This window comes from Stenotrophomonas sp. JC08, assembly GCF_052180205.1.
GTDB lineage: Bacteria > Pseudomonadota > Gammaproteobacteria > Xanthomonadales > Xanthomonadaceae > Stenotrophomonas.
Genome location: NZ_CP197473.1, coordinates 1,130,389 through 1,146,579 on the forward strand (window position 1 = coordinate 1,130,389; position 16,191 = coordinate 1,146,579).

Below are 16,191 nucleotides of genomic sequence, written 5' to 3' on the forward strand. Positions count from 1 at the left end.
GGGAGCCGGGATCGTTACAATTTTGCGGCCCTTGATAGGGCACCGTCTGCCGTCGGCAGGCGGATTCCTGAAACGGCGAGCTGCGCGGTGCGTCAACAGAACGTTCCTGCGGGCCACGCATCCATGAGAAAAAGAAATGTCGATCGACACCCAGAAGGTTATTGAAGCCAACGCGCGCGGCGCCAACGACACCGGCTCGCCGGAAGTCCAGGTCGCCCTGCTGACCGCCCGCATCGAACTGCTGACCGGCCACTTCAAGGAACACAAGAAGGACCACCACAGCCGTCGCGGCCTGCTGCAGATGGTCAACCGCCGCCGCAGCCTGCTGGACTACCTGAAGAAGAAGGACGTCGAGCGTTACAAGGCCCTGATTGAAAAGCTCGGCCTGCGTCGCTAAGAACTCCACCGGCCGCGGCGCAGCGATGCGCCGCGGTTTTGCTTTTACCGTTTCAAATTGCAGTAGAGCGGTCGGAACCGTCCGGCCAACCATCGCTGGCAAGGGTCGGCGGCGGTCCATCTGAAGAAAGCATCATCCAAGGACACCCCCCGTGGCAAAAATCACCAAAACCTTCCAGTACGGCAAACACACCGTCACGCTTGAGACGGGCGAAATCGCCCGCCAGGCCGGCGGCGCCGTCATCGTCAAGATGGACGACACCGTGCTGCTGGTCACTGCCGTCGCCGCCAAGAGCGCGCGCGAAGGCCAGGACTTCTTCCCGCTGACCGTCGATTACCAGGAAAAGTTCTACGCCGGTGGGCGTATCCCGGGTGGCTTCTTCAAGCGCGAAGGCCGCGCGACCGAGAAGGAAACACTGATTTCGCGCCTGATCGACCGTCCGATCCGTCCGCTGTTCCCGGAAGACTACAAGAACGAAGTGCAGATCATCGCCACGGTGATGTCGCTGAACCCGGAAGTGGACGGCGATATCGCCGCGCTGATCGGTGCTTCGGCCGCCCTGTCGCTGGCCGGCACGCCGTTCAAGGGCCCGATCGGTGCCGCCAAGGTGGGTTACAAGGATGGCGAGTACATCCTCAACCCGACCGTGTCCGAACTGAAGGAATCGCAGCTGGAGCTGGTGGTCGCCGGTACCGCCAATGCCGTGCTGATGGTGGAATCGGAAGCCGCACTGCTGTCCGAGGACGTGATGCTGGGCGCCGTGACCTTCGGTCACCGCGAGCTGCAGAAGGTCATCAACGCGATCAACGAGCTGACCGTGGAAGCCGGCACCAAGCCGAGCGACTGGGTGGCCCCGGCCAAGAACGAGGTGCTGATTTCGGCGCTGAAGGAAGCCGTCGGCGGCAAGCTGGCCGAAGCCTTCCAGGTGCGCGACAAGCTGCAGCGCCGCGACGCCATCGCCGCGATCAAGAAGGACGTGCTGGAATCGCTGGCCGGTCGTGCCGAGAGCGAGGGCTGGAGTGTCGCCGAGCTGGCCAAGGAATTCGGCGAGCTGGAATACCACACCATGCGCGACTCGGTGCTGGACACCAAGGTCCGCATCGACGGCCGTGCGCTGGACACCGTCCGCCCGATCGCCGTGAACACCGGCGTGCTGCCGCGTACCCACGGTTCGGCGCTGTTCACCCGTGGCGAGACCCAGGCCATCGTGACCATCACCCTGGGCACCGCCCGTGACGGCCAGGTCATCGACGCCGTTGCCGGCGAGTACAAGGAAAACTTCCTGTTCCATTACAACTTCCCGCCCTATTCGGTCGGTGAGTGCGGCCGTTTCGGCGCGCCGAAGCGTCGCGAGATCGGCCACGGCCGTCTGGCCAAGCGTGGCGTGCTGGCGGTGATGCCGTCGCTGGAAGCGTTCCCGTACACCATCCGCGTGGTCTCGGAAATCACCGAATCCAACGGCTCCTCGTCGATGGCCTCGGTCTGCGGCTCGTCGCTGGCGCTGATGGACGCCGGCGTGCCGGTGAAGGCTCCGGTGGCCGGTATCGCCATGGGTCTGGTCAAGGAAGGCGAGCGTTTCGTGGTCCTGTCCGACATCCTGGGTGATGAAGATCACCTGGGCGACATGGACTTCAAGGTGGCCGGTACGTCCGAGGGCATCTCCGCCCTGCAGATGGACATCAAGATCGAAGGCATCACCGAAGAGATCATGAAGCAGGCGTTGCAGCAGGCCAAGGCCGGTCGTCTGCACATCCTGGGCGAAATGGCCAACGGTCTGACCGCGCCGCGTTCGGAGCTGTCCGATTACGCACCGCGTCTGCTGACCATCAAGATCCACCCGGACAAGATCCGCGAAGTGATCGGCAAGGGTGGCTCGACCATCCAGGCCATCACCAAGGAAACCGGCACCCAGATCGATATCCAGGACGATGGCACCATCACCATCGCTTCGGTAAACAACGCCGCCGCGCAGGCTGCCAAGGCCCGCATCGAGCAGATCACTTCGGACGTCGAGCCGGGCCGCATCTACGAAGGCAAGGTCGCCAAGATCATGGACTTCGGTGCGTTCGTGACGATCCTGCCGGGCAAGGACGGTCTGGTCCACGTGTCGCAGATCTCCAGCGATCGCGTCGAGAAGGTCGGCGACGTGCTGAAGGAAGGCGATGTGGTCAAGGTCAAGGTGCTGGAAGTCGACAAGCAGGGCCGTATCCGCCTGTCGATGAAGGCCGTGGAAGAAGGCGAGGGCACCCCGGCCGAATAAGGTCGCGGAGTTGCGCTGAGAGAAAAGCGGGCCTTGCGCCCGCTTTTCTTTTGTCCGTCACTTTCCTCTTCACCTACCCGCAGGTAGTCGCTTGCCTGATAGCCGCCCGCAGGCAGGGGCGCGAGCATCGTTGACCTCCATCAGGGACGAGGGGATGGCGGTGGGCGTCGTGGCGCGGGGCAGGGCATGGGCGGTGCGGACGCGGCCTGCAGCCGCAGTGGCACCGTTCGGCGTGGCGGTGGCGGCGCTGTTCGTGGCCGGCACCTGTGCCGCGCTGTACGCACCGTGGCTGTTGCCGGACGCATTTCGGCAGTGCTGCTTGCCGCCGGCATCGTTGGCTGGTGGTGGGGAGGCATGTGGCGCTGCGTGGGCGCATTGTTGGCCGGCGCGGGCTGGGCGGCGCTGCACGCGGGCTGGGTGCTGGGTGGCCAACTGCCGCCTGCGCTGGAAGGACAGGCGCTGCAGGTGAGCGGGGTGGTCGCCGGTCTGCCCGATGCCGAGGCACGCCGTACCCGTTTCCAGCTGCGGGTGGACGCCGATGCCACTCAGGTGCCGGCCCTGCAGGGGCGTCTGCTGCAACTGGCCTGGTATGACGATTTCGGGGCGACCGGGATCGGGCCACGCCATGCGCTTAAAGCCGGCAGTCGCTGGCAGTTCCAAGTGAAGCTGCGGGCGCCACGTGGCCTGCAGAATCCCGGTGGTTTTGACGCCGAGCGACATGCGCTGGCCCGGCGTCTGGTTGCGACCGGACTGGTCAGGCCGGGAACGGAGCAGGCGCTGATGCCGCCACGCGGCATCGATGCGTGGCGCGAGCGGATGGCGACGCGGATCGACGCGGCGGTGGTTTCGCATTCCTCACGCTATGTACGGGCATTGGCACTGGGCGATACGCGGGCATTGGCGGATGGCGACTGGCACATATTGCGGGCGACAGGCTTGACCCACCTGATCGCCATTTCCGGTTTCCACGTCGGAATGGTTGCCGGCTGCGTCGGGTTGTTGGCCGCGCTGCTCTGGAGGATGGCGCCGTGGTTGGGACGTGTCCTGCCGCGACCGCAGGCGGCGGCATTGGCAGCGTTGGCCGGTGCTGTGGGTTACGCGGCGGTGGCGGGATTTTCCCTGCCGACGGTGCGCACGGTGCTGATGATCGCGGTGGTGGTGGCGGCACGCGGGTGGCGAAGGCCGCTCGACCTGCCCGGCTCGCTGGCGCTTGCGGGGCTGGCGGTCTTGCTGTGGGATCCGCTGTCGATCCTGATGGCGGGGTTCTGGCTGAGTTTCGCCGGCGTGGCCTGGTTGCTGTGGTGCCTGCCCGAACGCCAGCACTGGTTCCGTGGATTCCTTGCGGCGCAGTGGGTGGCCACGCTCGGGCTGCTGCCGTTGACGGTGATGCTGTTCGGCCAGGCTTCCGCTGCCGGTCCGCTGGCCAATCTGCTGGCGATCCCCTGGTGGACGCTGGTGGTGGTGCCGCTGGCCTTGCTCGGTACGGCCCTGGAAGCGCTGCTGCCCGGGGCCGGTGGCTGGGCCTGGCAGTTGTCGGCCGCCTGCTTCGATCTGAGCTGGCCGCTGTTTTCATGGTTGTCCGGCAGCCGCTTCGCGCTGTGGTGGCTGCCGGAGGCGGGGCCATTTGCATTGCCGCTGGCGCTGGCCGGGGCGTTGTGGCTGTTGCTGCCCAACGGTGTGCCGGGCAAGGGGATGGCGCTGCTGCTGTGGCTGCCACTGTTGTGGCCGTCCCGCGAGCTGCCGGCAGAAGGCGAGTTCGAGTTGCAGGTGTTCGATGTCGGGCAGGGGCTGTCGGTGCTGGTGCGGACTGCACGGCACAGCCTGCTCTACGACACCGGCCCGGCGGTCCGGGATGGTTTCGATGCCGGCGAGCGGGTGGTGGTGCCGGGACTGCGGGCACTGGGTGTCGCATATCTGGATGCGGGCGTCATCAGCCATGGCGATGCGGATCATGCCGGTGGCCTGGAGGCGGTCCGCGCGGGGGTGCCGGTTGCGCGCTGGCAGGTGCCGCCCGGATGGACCCTGGAGGGGGCTACGTCCTGTGTGGCCGGGCAGCGCTGGCGCTGGGATGGTGTCGAGTTCGAATTCCTGCATCCGACACCCGGCTTCCCCTACCTGGGCAATGAATCCAGCTGCGTGCTGCGGGTGGGCTCGGCCCATGGTGTGGCCTTGCTGACCGGCGATATCGGCGAAGTGATCGAGCGGCGACTGGTCCGCTCCACGCCGGCGCTGCTCAAGGCCGATGTGGTGCTGGCACCGCACCATGGCAGTGGCGGCTCCTCGCAGGCTTCCTTCATCGCCGCCACGCAGGCGCGGCTGGTGCTGGTTTCGGCCGGGCATGGCAACCGCTTCGGGCATCCGCGTGCGGAAGTCGTGGAGCGCTGGCAGCGTGCCGGCGCCGAAGTGCTGCAGACCGGCAGCAGCGGCGCGGTGCGGGTATGGCTTGGGAAGGCCGGCCTGCAACTGCGTGAGCGGCGCACCTGGCGGCCACGTATATGGGATGCCGCGGAGCGGACGCGGGCGGCTGCTATCCTATCGCCGATCGAACAGGCGGCCGTGGTGCCGGAGGGTTGAAACGTGTGGGAACTGGTCAAGGCCGGCGGTTGGCCGATGGTGCCGCTGCTGCTGTTGGGTGTGCTGGCTTTGGCGATTGTCCTGGAGCGTTTCTGGACGCTGCGGCGCAACGAGGTGTTGCCGCCGGGGCTGGGGCAGGAAGTCCGCAACTGGGCCGCGCGCGGCAAGCTGGATGCTTCGCATATCCAGTCGCTGCGGGCCAACTCGCCGCTGGGCGAACTGCTGGCCACCGCGCTGGAGGCCCGCAACCGTCCGCGTGAGCAGATGCGCGAACGTATCGAGGACACCGGACGCCACCTGGTGCACCGGATGGGCCGCTTCCTCAACGCGCTGGGCACGATCGCCTCGGCCGGGCCGCTGCTGGGCCTGCTGGGGACGGTGATCGGCATGATCCAGATGTTCCTGGGCATCCTCGACCACGGCGTGGGTGATGTGAACCAGCTCGCCGGCGGTATCGGCAAAGCGCTGGTCTGCACTGCCACCGGCATGATCGTGGCGATTCCCGCGCTGATGTTCCACCGTCATTTCCGCAGCGTCATCGATGGCTATGTGATCGAGATGGAGAAGGAGGCCTCGGCGCTGCTGGATTCGCTCGATGGCCGTCCGGCGGTGCTGGCTGCCGGCAAGGCGGTGGGCGGCAAGCAGCCGGCGGCAATGGAAAAGGCCTGAGCCGATGCGTATACGCGACAACCGTGCGCAGGATGAGCCGCATATCGATCTGGTTCCGCTGATCGACGTGATCCTGGTGCTGATCATCTTCTTCGTGATCACCACCACCTTCGATGCACGCTCGACCTTGCAGGTGCAGCTGCCGACCGCCAGCGACCAGAAGAGTGCCGAGCCACCGCGTTCACTGAGCGTGCTGGTCAACGCTGATGGCCGTTATTTCGTCAACGACCAGGAAGTGCTGCGCACGGACGTGGAGTCGGTCAAGCAGACGATTGCCCAGGTGGCCGGTGATGATCGCGAGCAGACGGTATTGCTGCGTGCCGATGCGCGCACGCCCTACCAGGCGGTGGTGACGGTGCAGGATGCCCTCGGGCAGCTGGGCTTCCGCCGCATCGCCATCGCCACCGCGCCGGAAACCGGCCAATGAGCGTGGAAAGCACCGCGTGGCAGACCTACAAGCGGTTGCTCGGCTTCGCGCGGCCCTATCGTGGCCTGCTGCTGCTGGCCGGGGTGGGCATGCTGATCGAGGCGGCGGCGGGCAGCTATTTCGCGCTGATGATGAAGCCGATCACCAACAGCCTGGTGAACCCGGCCGACATCAACCTCTTGATGCCCCTGACCATCGTCGGCCTGTTCGTGTTGCGTGGTATTGCCGGTTACCTGACCGACATCGGCATGGGCAAGGCCGCGCGCAGCATCGCCCGCGACATGCGGGTGCGGGTGCTGGCCAAATACCTGCGGCTGCCCGGCCAGCGCTTTGATGTCGAACCGGTGCCATCGATGCTGGTGCGGCTGGGGTCGGACAGCGACCAGGTGGCGCAGGCCGCGGTCGATGCGATGAAAGTGGTGTTGCAGCAGTCGTTGCAGGCACTGGGGCTGCTGCTGGTGATGCTGTACCTGAGCTGGCAGGTCACGCTGACGATCTTCGTGCTGGCGCCACCGCTGGCCTGGGTGATGAACAAGGTGGCCAAGCGTTACCGGCGCATCAGCCACCGTATCCAGGAAAGCGGTGCGGAGCTGCTGCAGGCCGCGGACCAGACCCTGTCCAGCCAGCAGGAAGTGAAGGTCTACGGCGCGCAGGACAGTGAGCTGGGGCGCTACACGTCACTGGCCGATACCAACCTGAAGCTGGCGATGAAGGTGGAGGCCACGCGCAGCATCTCCTCGGCGATGGTGCAGCTGATCGGTGCCATCGGGCTGGCGGCGCTGCTGCTGATCGCCAGTTACGAAGCTGCCGCCGGGCGCCTGACCGCCGGTGATTTTGTCGGCCTGATGGTGGCGATGATCGGCATCATCCCCGCGCTCAAGCAGCTGACCAATGTGCAGAACATGACCCAGCGCGGCATCGCCTCGGCCCAGCGCCTGTTCACCGTACTGGATGCGGACGACGAGCCCGACCACGGCACGGTGCCGTTGCAGCGTGCCAGTGGTTTGCTGGAGTTCCGCCAGGTCACGGCCCGTTATCCGGGGCAGGAGAGGCCGGCGCTGGAGGACATCAGTTTTGTCGCGCGTCCGGGCACGGTCACCGCCATCGTCGGCCGTTCCGGCAGCGGCAAGTCGACGCTGATCAAGCTGATTCCGCGTTTCTACGAGATCGAGGCCGGGCAGATCCTGCTCGATGGGCACTCGTTGAACGACTACAAGCTGGCGGACCTGCGCCGGCAGATCGCCTTCGTGGGGCAACAGGTCACGTTGTTCAACGGCAGCGTCGCGCAGAACGTGGCCTACGGCGAGCTCAGCGGGCGCAGTGCCGGTGAACTGGACAAGGCCATCGCCGGTGCCAATGCGCTGGAATTTGTCGCGCAGATGCCCCAGGGCCTGCAGGCGCAGGTGGGGGCCAAGGGTGGCAAGCTGTCCGGCGGCCAGCGCCAGCGCCTGGCCATCGCCCGGGCGATGCTCAAGGACGCGCCGATCCTGATCCTGGATGAGGCCACTGCGGCGCTGGACAATGAATCCGAGCGGCTGGTGCAGGACGCGCTGCAGAAGCTGATGCCCGACCGCACCACGCTGGTGATCGCACATCGCCTGTCCACCATCGAGCATGCCGACCAGGTACTGGTGATGGACCAGGGGCGCATCGTCGAACGGGGCACCCACCAGCAGCTGCTGGAACTGGGCGGCCTGTATGAGCACCTGTACCGCATGCAGTTCCGGGAACGGCAGGACTGATGGCAAAGCAAGGTCCACAGACACCGGCGTACTGGTACGACGGAGGAAACGTGCCGGTGCCCGCACGCGTGCTGGCGCTGCTCTATGGGGCGCTCGCCGGGATGCGGCGCGGGCTGTACCGTCGCGGCATATTGCGCAGCCGGCAGGTGCCGGTCCCCGTGATCGTGGTAGGCAACATCACCGCTGGCGGCACCGGCAAGACGCCGTTGACCATCGAGCTGGTGACACGCCTGCGTGAAGCCGGCTGGAAGCCGGGCGTGGCGAGTCGCGGTTATGGTCGTGATGATGCCGGTACCGCCCGCTGGGTCACGCCGGACATGTCGCCGGCACTGGCCGGTGACGAGCCGTTGCTGATCGCCTGGAAAACCGGTGTGCCGGTGCGGGTGGATCGCAACCGGGTCGCGGCTGCGCGGGAACTGCTGGCGGCCGGTTGCAATGTGGTCGTCTGTGACGACGGTCTGCAGCACTATCGGCTGGCCCGCGATATCGAGATCGAGGTGGTCGATGCCCAGCGCCGTTATGGCAACGGCCTGCTGCTGCCCGCCGGCCCCTTGCGTGAGCCGGTGGCGCGCGCGGCCAACTGCGACTTCCGCGTGGTGAACCTGGGGCAAGCCAGTGATGCGGGCGCTGAAACGTCCACTTCAGGCTTCGGCGAATGGGCGATGCGGCTGCGCATCGACTCGGCGCGTCCGCTCAAGGGCGGGCGCAACCGGAGCTTGCAGAGCTTTTCCGGGCAGCGCGTGCATGCGGTGGCGGGCATCGCCCATCCCCAGCGCTTCTTCCAGATGCTGCGTGCGCGCGGCATCGGCGTGGTGCCGCATGCCTTCGCCGACCATCACCGCTATCAGCCAGCGGATCTTTCTTTCGGCAGTGAGCTGCCGGTTTTGATGACCGAAAAAGATGCGGTGAAGTGCCAGTCGCTGGCGACGGACTGGCACTATGCGGTGCCGTTGCAGGCCGAATTGCCGGCCGCCTTCTGGGTGGCGTTGCTGGACCGGCTGGGAAAGCTGGCCCGCGGGTGATTCGCTGATGGCGGCTGTCGTGCAGTCAGGCTCCGCGCCGCGTGTGCGGTAGGGATGGATTGCCGGCGCTCACCGCCGGCCAAGGAGTGAACATGGATTCGATACCCGATTTTGTCGTCGCCATTCCGGCGCGTTACGCCTCCACCCGGTTGCCGGGCAAACCGCTGGCATTGCTGGCCGGTGAGCCGATGGTGCTGCACGTGGCCCGGCGTGCGCTGGCCGCCGGCGCGCGCGAGGTGTGGGTCGCCACTGATGATCCGCGTATCGCCCGCGTGCTGGAAGATGTGGCGGGTATCCGTGTGGCGATGACCGGTGCCGGTCATGCGTCGGGCACCGACCGTCTGGCCGAATGCGCGCGCCACGCCGGCTGGGGCGACGATGTGATCGTGGTGAACCTGCAAGGTGATGAGCCGTTCGCACCTGCCAGCGGTATCCGTGCAGTGGCGGCGGCGCTGGCCGGCAGCGGTGCGCCGATGGCGACCCTGGCCACACCGGTGGAGGATGCGGCCGCGCTGTTCGATCCGAACGTGGTGAAGCTGGTGCGTACCGCCGGGGGAGATGCGCTGTACTTCAGCCGGGCGCCGATTCCGTGGCATCGCGATGCGTTCGCACACTCCACTGCGCGCCTGCCGGCCGGGGAGTGGCTGCGCCATATCGGCATCTATGGTTATCGCGCGGGGTTTCTCCAGCAGTTCGCGGCGATGCCGGCGGGCCGGCTGGAGCAGATCGAGTCACTGGAGCAGTTGCGTGTGCTCGAGGCCGGTTTCCGCATTTCGGTGGCACTGTCGCCGGCGCCGTTCCCGCCGGGCATCGATACTCCTGAAGACCTTGAGCGTGCCGATGCGCTGATGAGGGCACAGGCATGAGGCTGCTGGTGGTGTGCCTGGGGAATATCTGCCGCTCGCCGATGGGCGAGGGGGCATTGCGGCAGCAGATCGCACAGGCCGGCCTGGCGGGGTGGATCGAAGTGGATTCGGCGGGCACTTCCGACTGGCATATCGGCCGTGCGCCGGATCCACGTGCCATCGCCTGTGCCGGACGGCACGGCGCCGATATCAGCGCTCTGAAAGCGCGGCAGCTGCTGCGCGAGGACTTCAGCCATTTCGACCTGATCCTGTGCGCCGATCAGAGCAATCTGGACGATGCGCGCGCCATTGCCCCGGCCGACAGCATCGACAAGGCCGTACTGTGGCTGCCATGGCTGGGGCTGGAAGGGCCGGAATCGGTACCTGATCCGTACTACGGCGACGAGCGTGATTTCGAACACAGCTGGTCGCTGGTGGATGCCGCGGCGCGGGCCACGGTGCAGCGTCTGTCAGCGACGGTGGACTCCGGCATAATCGGCCCATGAACGATCTGTCCGCGATGGAACTGCCCAAGACCGGCATCTGGCTCAACGCCGCTCCTTCAACCTTGCAGGATTACCGTGGGCGACCACTGGTAATGGCTTTCGTCAACGCCGCCTCGGTGTGGTGTTCGCAGCGCCTGGCCGAGATCGCGCAATGGCAGGCGCGTAATCCCGGGCGGCTGCAGCTGCTGGTGATCCATGTGCCGCGCTTTGATTTCGAGCGGGAGCCACAGCCGGCGCTGAAGCTGCTGCGCCGGCACGGGGTGAGTGCGCCGGCCATTCTGGATGCGCAGTGGGAAATCTGGCGCAAGTTCAATGTCGAAGCCTGGCCGACGCTGCTGCTGATCGATGCACAGGGCCAGGAGCGTGAGCGCATCGTCGGCAGCGCGACCGACCTGGAGCGCGCATTGAATGGCCTGTGCGAAGGCCTGATGCGGCCGTTGGACGTGGAGGGCGAGACACGCGAAATCAATGCCGAACCGATCCTGCCATTGCGTTTCCCGGCAGGGCTGGTGGCCACCGATGAGCGTCTGTATGTCGCCGACACCGGCCATCACCGCATTCTGGAGTGCTCACACAACGGGCGCGTGCTGCGCCAGTTCGGTGTGGGTACTGCGGACATGGTGAACGGCTCCGCCGCCGAAGCCGCTTTCAACCGCCCGCAGGGCATGGCGCTGGTGCGTGATGTGCTGTACGTGGCCGACACCGGCAACCATGCGCTGCGCCGGATCAACCTGGTGTCCGGGCAGGTCGATACGCTGTGCGGCACCGGGCGTGCCGGCGACCCGGTGGAAGGCGTGCTGTCGCAGCCCTGGGACAGCCAGTTGAACCATCCGATGGACGTGGTGGTCGCCGACAACCAGGTGCATATCGCCATGGCTGGCGACAACCACATCTGGAGTTATGACCTGGGCAGTCGGGCGCTGCGCTGGCGGGCCGGTGCGGGGGCGAACGAGATCCGTGATGGCAGTGGTCACCTGGCCGCGTTCGCGCAGCCGTGCGGGCTGGTGGCGGTGCAGCAGGTGCTGTACGTCTGTGACGCATTGGGTTCGGCGATCCGCTCCGTGCAGTTGCGTGGTGACCTGGTGCAGACGCTGGTTGGCAAGAGCGTGTGGGAATTCGGCTGCGAAGATGGCGAGCGTACGCAGGCGCGCATGCAGTATCCGCTGGCGCTGGCGCTGGGTGCGGAGTCGCCGCTGCTGTGGATCGCCGATGCCGGCAATGGCAGCCTGCGCACCTTGCGACTGGGGGGCGGCGTGCTTTCCACCGTCGATCTTCCTCGCCGCCTGCATGGCCCGGGCGCGCTGGCGCTTGCCGCAGGTGTGGTATGGATCGCGGAAACCGATGCCCATGCGGTGCTGCGTTTTGATCCGGCCACCGGCGAGCTGAGCGACGTGCCGATCGACGGATGAGTGGCGGGCAGTCCAGCGGTTTCGACGGCAAGGCTTTCGCGGCGGCGTTAAGCACCGCGCCGGGCGTCTACCGCATGTATGCCGAAGACGACACCTTGCTGTATGTCGGCAAGGCCGGCGCGCTTCGCAAGCGCGTGGGCAGCTATTTCAACGGCTCGCCGAAGAACCGGCGGATCATGATGATGCTGTCGCAGGTGGCGCGCATGGACGTCACCGTGACCCGCAACGAAGCCGAAGCGCTGTTGCTGGAAAACCAGCTGATCAAGTCGCTGGCACCGCGCTACAACGTGTCCTTGCGCGATGACAAGACCTATCCGCAGGTACTGCTCACCCGTGAACAGTGGCCGCGGATCGCGCTGCATCGGGGCCCGCGCGCGGTTCCGGGGCGCTACTTCGGGCCGTACCCCAGCGTCGGCGCCGTGCGCGAAACCCTCAATCTGATGCACAAGCTGTTCCGCCTGCGCAATTGCGAGGACAGCGTGTTCCGCAACCGCTCCCGGCCCTGCCTGCAGTACCAGATCGGCCGCTGCAGCGCGCCGTGCGTGGATCTGGTCGCGGCCGAAGAGTATGCCCGTTCGGTTCATCGCGCCGAGCTGTTTCTTGAAGGAAAAAGCGACCTGCTGGCACAGGAGCTGGCGCAGTCGATGCAGGAGGCCAGCGATGCACTGGAGTTCGAGCGGGCCGCTCGACTGCGTGACCTGATCACCTCGCTGCGCAGCATGCAGAACCGGCAGTATGTCGATGGCCGTGCCGCCGATCTGGACGTGCTGGCCTGTGCGATGCAGGGCGCCAGCGCCTGCGTGATGCTGCTGTCGTTCCGTGATGGACGCAATCTGGGAACGCGCGCCTTCTTCCCGCGTACCAACGGCGAGGAAAGTGCCGATGAGGTGCTCGCCGCCTTTGTTTCCCAGTATTACGGTGAGCACGCACCGCCCGCGGAAATCCTGTTGGACCGGGAGATACCCGACGCGGATGTGATCGAAACCGCACTGAGCACCGCGGCCGAGCGCAAGGTAGTGTTGAAGTGGAATGTGCGCGGTGAGCGGGCCGGCTATGTGGAGCTGGCCAACCGCAACGCACAGATCACCCTGGCAAGCGAACTCGACAGTCGTGGCGCGCAACAGGCACGCAGCGATGCGGTAAGGGATCTGCTGGGACTGGCCGAGCCGGTCAAGCGTGTGGAATGTTTCGATATCAGCCACACGATGGGGGAGGCGACGGTGGCCTCCTGCGTGGTATTCGATGCTGCCGGACCGGTGCGTGCGCATTACCGTCGCTTCAACATCAGCGGCATCGAGCCGGGTGATGACTACGCCGCGATGCGCCAGGCGATTGACCGCCGCTTCCGGCGTGCGGTGGCAGAAGGCGGGCCGCTGCCTGACGTGCTGCTGATCGATGGCGGTGCAGGGCAGCTGGCTCAGGCTGCCGCTGCGCTGGTCGAACTCGGTGTTGAGGGGGTGATGCTGGTTGGAGTGGCAAAGGGCGTGGAGCGGCGTGCCGGCCATGAGGCATTGGTCCTGCCCGATGGCCGCGAACTGCGCCCGGGAGCGGCATCGCCGGCGCTGCAGTTCATCCAGCAGGTGCGTGACGAGGCCCACCGTTTTGCGATCACCGGGCATCGCGGACGGAGGCAGAAGGCACGCATGACCAGCAAGCTGGAGGATATTCCGGGCATCGGTCCCCGACGCAGGGCCAGTCTGCTGAAACATTTCGGTGGCCTGGCCGGGCTCAAGGCCGCCGGTGAGGCGGAGATCGCGCGCGTGGAAGGCGTCAGCGCAGCCCTCGCCGCACGGATATACGCTAACCTTCATGGACTGTCGGTTCCGGATTCGGCAGCGGAGTAGAGCTGCAATGAATTTGACTGTACCCACCTGGCTGACGTTGCTGCGGATCCTGATGATCCCGGTGCTGCTGCTGGTGTTCTATCTGCCGTATGGCTGGACCAACTTCGCCGCTGCGGCGATCTTCGGTCTGGCGGCCATCACCGACTGGCTGGATGGCTGGGTGGCGCGCCGCTACCAGATGCATTCGGCATTCGGCGCCTTCCTGGATCCGGTGGCGGACAAGCTGATGGTGGCTGTCGCGCTGTTCCTGATCGTGCAGGGGCACCCGACGCCGTGGATGGCGTTCTGGGCGGCGGTCATTGTCGGCCGTGAGATCGCCGTGTCCGCACTGCGCGAATGGATGGCGGAAATCGGCCAGCGCGCGAAAGTCCGCGTGGCGATGATCGGCAAGATCAAAACCACCGCACAGATGGTCGCCTTGCTGTGCCTGCTGTATTCGGTTTCGCCCAACACCGCCATTGCCGACATCTGGATGGGTGTTCCGGTTTTCCACATCGGTGACTGGATGCTGGCCATTGCCGCGGTACTCACGCTGGTGTCGGCATTGCAGTACCTGCGTGCCGCCTGGCCGAGCCTGCGCGAGGATGAAAAAGCCGCCCGCTCGCAGATGAAAAAAAGTTGAGGAAAGGCGGTTGACACATGCGTGAATGCATGTAGAATTTCGCCTCCCAAGCGGGAATAGCTCAGTTGGTAGAGCGCAACCTTGCCAAGGTTGAGGTCGCGAGTTCGAGTCTCGTTTCCCGCTCCAGTCGAGTATCAGTACGAACTCTATGTTCAGCTGATATCGGCGGGATAGGAGTGAATTCCAGTGTGTCGTGGGCGTTGCCGGTCGCAATGCTTGACTGTTCGGAAAGCACTCCATCTTCTTCCAGTGATGTGAAGAAGAATGTTAAAAAGCTGGCGCAATTGATACGAAGTCTGTACAATAAGCCGGACACAATGCGGGAATAGCTCAGTTGGTAGAGCGCAACCTTGCCAAGGTTGAGGTCGCGAGTTCGAGTCTCGTTTCCCGCTCCAAATTACTGAAAAAACCCCGGCAGCGGGGTTTTTTCATATCATCGGAAGTCGCGACTGTAATCCGGTGATGAAGCGTTTCAAGGCCTGGTAGCAGAGTGGTTATGCAGCGGATTGCAAATCCGCGTACGCCGGTTCGATTCCGACCCAGGCCTCCAATAAGTTATACCGGGATATCCCGGTGCATCATTTGACCCCTGAGAAATCAGGGGTTTTTCTTTGCCTGTTGTCTGGCGATATCCGGATAGACCACTGCAGATCCCAAGAGTCTGCCGGTATGGCTGGTAGCGTGACTTTCCGGCCATGTACCACCGAAACGGATGCCGCCGTTCTGCTTGAGCGGATCTGGCCGCTTTCCCGGCCGGATAAATGCCAGGGCGCATCCGGACTCTGCCCGCTATCCGGCGATATGTTCTGTTGATGAGTCCAGGTGATGGCGAGGTTGTGATGATTGGACGGCTGGCGTCCGGGACGCTGCTACCAGGTGTGCTGCCGCGTTGATGTGTTCGATGCTCCGTGGAGCGCTACAACCCGGTTCGGAAAAAGGCGGTCAGGCGCGGCAGAGGCCGTCCATCTTTTGAACCCTCGGTGTAAACCTCCGCGATCCGCCGGATGACCGTCGATACGGACGGCGGAAGTTGGTTGTATGCGGTGATTCAGATCCCGGCACCGCGGGCCGCGGCAGGGTTCAGCGCGAGTCGGAAGCGGCCGGGCTGGCCAGCGGTGTAGTGGGCCACGCATTGACGATCTTGCAGAACAGGCGTGCTGTCTGCTCGGTGTCGTAGACCGCGCTGTGTGCTTCGTTTGCATCCCACGGAAAGCCGGCGGCCTGTACCGCGCGTGCCAGCACGGTCTGGCCGTAGGCCACGCCGGCGAGGGTCACCGTGTCAAACACGCTGAACGGATGGAACGGATTGCGCTTGTGGCCGCAGCGGGCAACCGTGGCGTTGAGGAAGTTGAGATCGAAATGGGCGTTGTGCCCGACCAGGATCGCGCGCTGGCAGTTGTGCTTTTTCATTGCCGCGCGAACAGGGGCGAATACATGCTCCAGCGCCTCGCGCTCGGGCTTGGCCAGGCGAAACGGGTGGTCGAGCACGATGCCGGTCACTTCCAGTGATTTCGGATCTATTTCGGTGCCTTCTGCCGGGATCACGTGTGCGCTGGCGGTCTGGCCAGGATGAAGCAGGCCGTTTTCGTCGATCTCCAGCGGCACTGCGGCGATTTCCAGCAGGGCGTGCCGGTTCCAGTCGAAGCCACCGGTTTCCACATCCACCACGACCGGCAGGAAGCCGCGGAAGCGCTGTGCCATCGGCGTGAAATGGGGCGCGGAGGAGATGGCGTGTTCATCCTGGGTGGAAGGGGTCATCGGCATGCCACGACTCCGTCCGCCAGTGTGTATACGAGTCTGCCGGCGTACGGCTCCAACCGGATTGAAGCCTCCACGGGAAGGCCGGTTTTGCGACGCTCAAGCCAGGTTGATGG

Annotated in this window: 12 protein-coding genes, 3 tRNA genes and 1 pseudogene; 15 read left to right on the plus strand and 1 reads right to left on the minus strand. The window is 65.3% G+C overall.

Annotated elements, in window-relative coordinates; all coding sequences use genetic code 11:
• Window positions 1-136 precede the first annotated feature (136 nt).
• The 15 genes and pseudogenes from rpsO (at window position 137) to ACSBPQ_RS05150 (ending at window position 14,867) form a co-directional block, all read left to right on the plus strand.
• Complete coding sequence (gene rpsO / locus ACSBPQ_RS05080; RefSeq protein ID WP_442683962.1) at window positions 137-397, plus strand: 30S ribosomal protein S15; 261 nt, start codon at window positions 137-139, stop codon at window positions 395-397.
• Window positions 398-548: 151 nt separating this feature from the next.
• The gene (gene pnp / locus ACSBPQ_RS05085; RefSeq protein WP_442683963.1) at window positions 549-2,657 is read left to right on the plus strand and encodes a polyribonucleotide nucleotidyltransferase; all 2,109 of its coding nucleotides are present in this window, start codon (window positions 549-551) and stop codon (window positions 2,655-2,657) included.
• 154 nt (window positions 2,658-2,811) lie between these two features.
• Window positions 2,812-5,341, plus strand: a pseudogene (locus ACSBPQ_RS05090) (DNA internalization-related competence protein ComEC/Rec2); the annotation flags it as partial.
• The gene (locus ACSBPQ_RS05095; protein WP_442683964.1) at window positions 5,235-5,900 is read left to right on the plus strand and encodes a MotA/TolQ/ExbB proton channel family protein; all 666 of its coding nucleotides are present in this window, start codon (window positions 5,235-5,237) and stop codon (window positions 5,898-5,900) included. The pseudogene ACSBPQ_RS05090 and the gene ACSBPQ_RS05095, both read left to right, overlap by 107 nt.
• Before the next feature lie 4 nt (window positions 5,901-5,904).
• Window positions 5,905-6,327 carry an ExbD/TolR family protein gene (locus tag ACSBPQ_RS05100; protein WP_442683965.1) on the plus strand — a complete coding sequence of 141 codons (423 nt, stop codon included), beginning with the start codon at window positions 5,905-5,907 and terminating at the stop codon, window positions 6,325-6,327.
• Complete coding sequence (gene msbA, locus ACSBPQ_RS05105) at window positions 6,324-8,069, plus strand: lipid A export permease/ATP-binding protein MsbA (protein ID WP_442683966.1); 1,746 nt, start codon at window positions 6,324-6,326, stop codon at window positions 8,067-8,069. The genes ACSBPQ_RS05100 and msbA overlap by 4 nt, the downstream gene beginning before the upstream one ends.
• On the plus strand, window positions 8,069-9,091 hold the full coding sequence (gene lpxK / locus ACSBPQ_RS05110; RefSeq protein WP_442683967.1) for a tetraacyldisaccharide 4'-kinase: 1,023 nt from the start codon (window positions 8,069-8,071) through the stop codon (window positions 9,089-9,091). Before msbA ends, lpxK begins: the two co-directional genes overlap by 1 nt.
• Before the next feature lie 101 nt (window positions 9,092-9,192).
• Window positions 9,193-9,957, plus strand: coding sequence for a 3-deoxy-manno-octulosonate cytidylyltransferase (gene kdsB, locus ACSBPQ_RS05115; RefSeq protein WP_442684517.1), 765 nt, complete (start codon window positions 9,193-9,195; stop codon window positions 9,955-9,957).
• Window positions 9,954-10,442 (plus strand): low molecular weight protein-tyrosine-phosphatase, encoded by a 489-nt coding sequence (locus ACSBPQ_RS05120; RefSeq protein WP_442683968.1) that lies wholly within the window; start codon window positions 9,954-9,956, stop codon window positions 10,440-10,442. The genes kdsB and ACSBPQ_RS05120 overlap by 4 nt, the downstream gene beginning before the upstream one ends.
• Window positions 10,439-11,851, plus strand: coding sequence for a hypothetical protein (locus tag ACSBPQ_RS05125; protein ID WP_442683969.1), 1,413 nt, complete (start codon window positions 10,439-10,441; stop codon window positions 11,849-11,851). Before ACSBPQ_RS05120 ends, ACSBPQ_RS05125 begins: the two co-directional genes overlap by 4 nt.
• On the plus strand, window positions 11,848-13,695 hold the full coding sequence (gene uvrC, locus ACSBPQ_RS05130; RefSeq protein ID WP_442683970.1) for an excinuclease ABC subunit UvrC: 1,848 nt from the start codon (window positions 11,848-11,850) through the stop codon (window positions 13,693-13,695). Before ACSBPQ_RS05125 ends, uvrC begins: the two co-directional genes overlap by 4 nt.
• A gap of 7 nt (window positions 13,696-13,702) precedes the next feature.
• Window positions 13,703-14,317 (plus strand): CDP-diacylglycerol--glycerol-3-phosphate 3-phosphatidyltransferase, encoded by a 615-nt coding sequence (gene pgsA / locus ACSBPQ_RS05135; RefSeq protein WP_442683971.1) that lies wholly within the window; start codon window positions 13,703-13,705, stop codon window positions 14,315-14,317.
• 50 nt (window positions 14,318-14,367) lie between these two features.
• Window positions 14,368-14,443 (plus strand) — tRNA-Gly (locus tag ACSBPQ_RS05140).
• Between the two features lie 193 nt (window positions 14,444-14,636).
• Window positions 14,637-14,712, plus strand: a tRNA-Gly gene (locus ACSBPQ_RS05145).
• A gap of 81 nt (window positions 14,713-14,793) precedes the next feature.
• Window positions 14,794-14,867, plus strand: a tRNA-Cys gene (locus tag ACSBPQ_RS05150).
• A gap of 530 nt (window positions 14,868-15,397) precedes the next feature.
• Here ACSBPQ_RS05150 and rnt read toward each other — a convergent pair.
• The gene (rnt, locus tag ACSBPQ_RS05155) at window positions 15,398-16,018 is read right to left on the minus strand and encodes a ribonuclease T (protein WP_442684518.1); all 621 of its coding nucleotides are present in this window, start codon (window positions 16,016-16,018) and stop codon (window positions 15,398-15,400) included.
• Window positions 16,019-16,191: the final 173 nt, after the last annotated feature.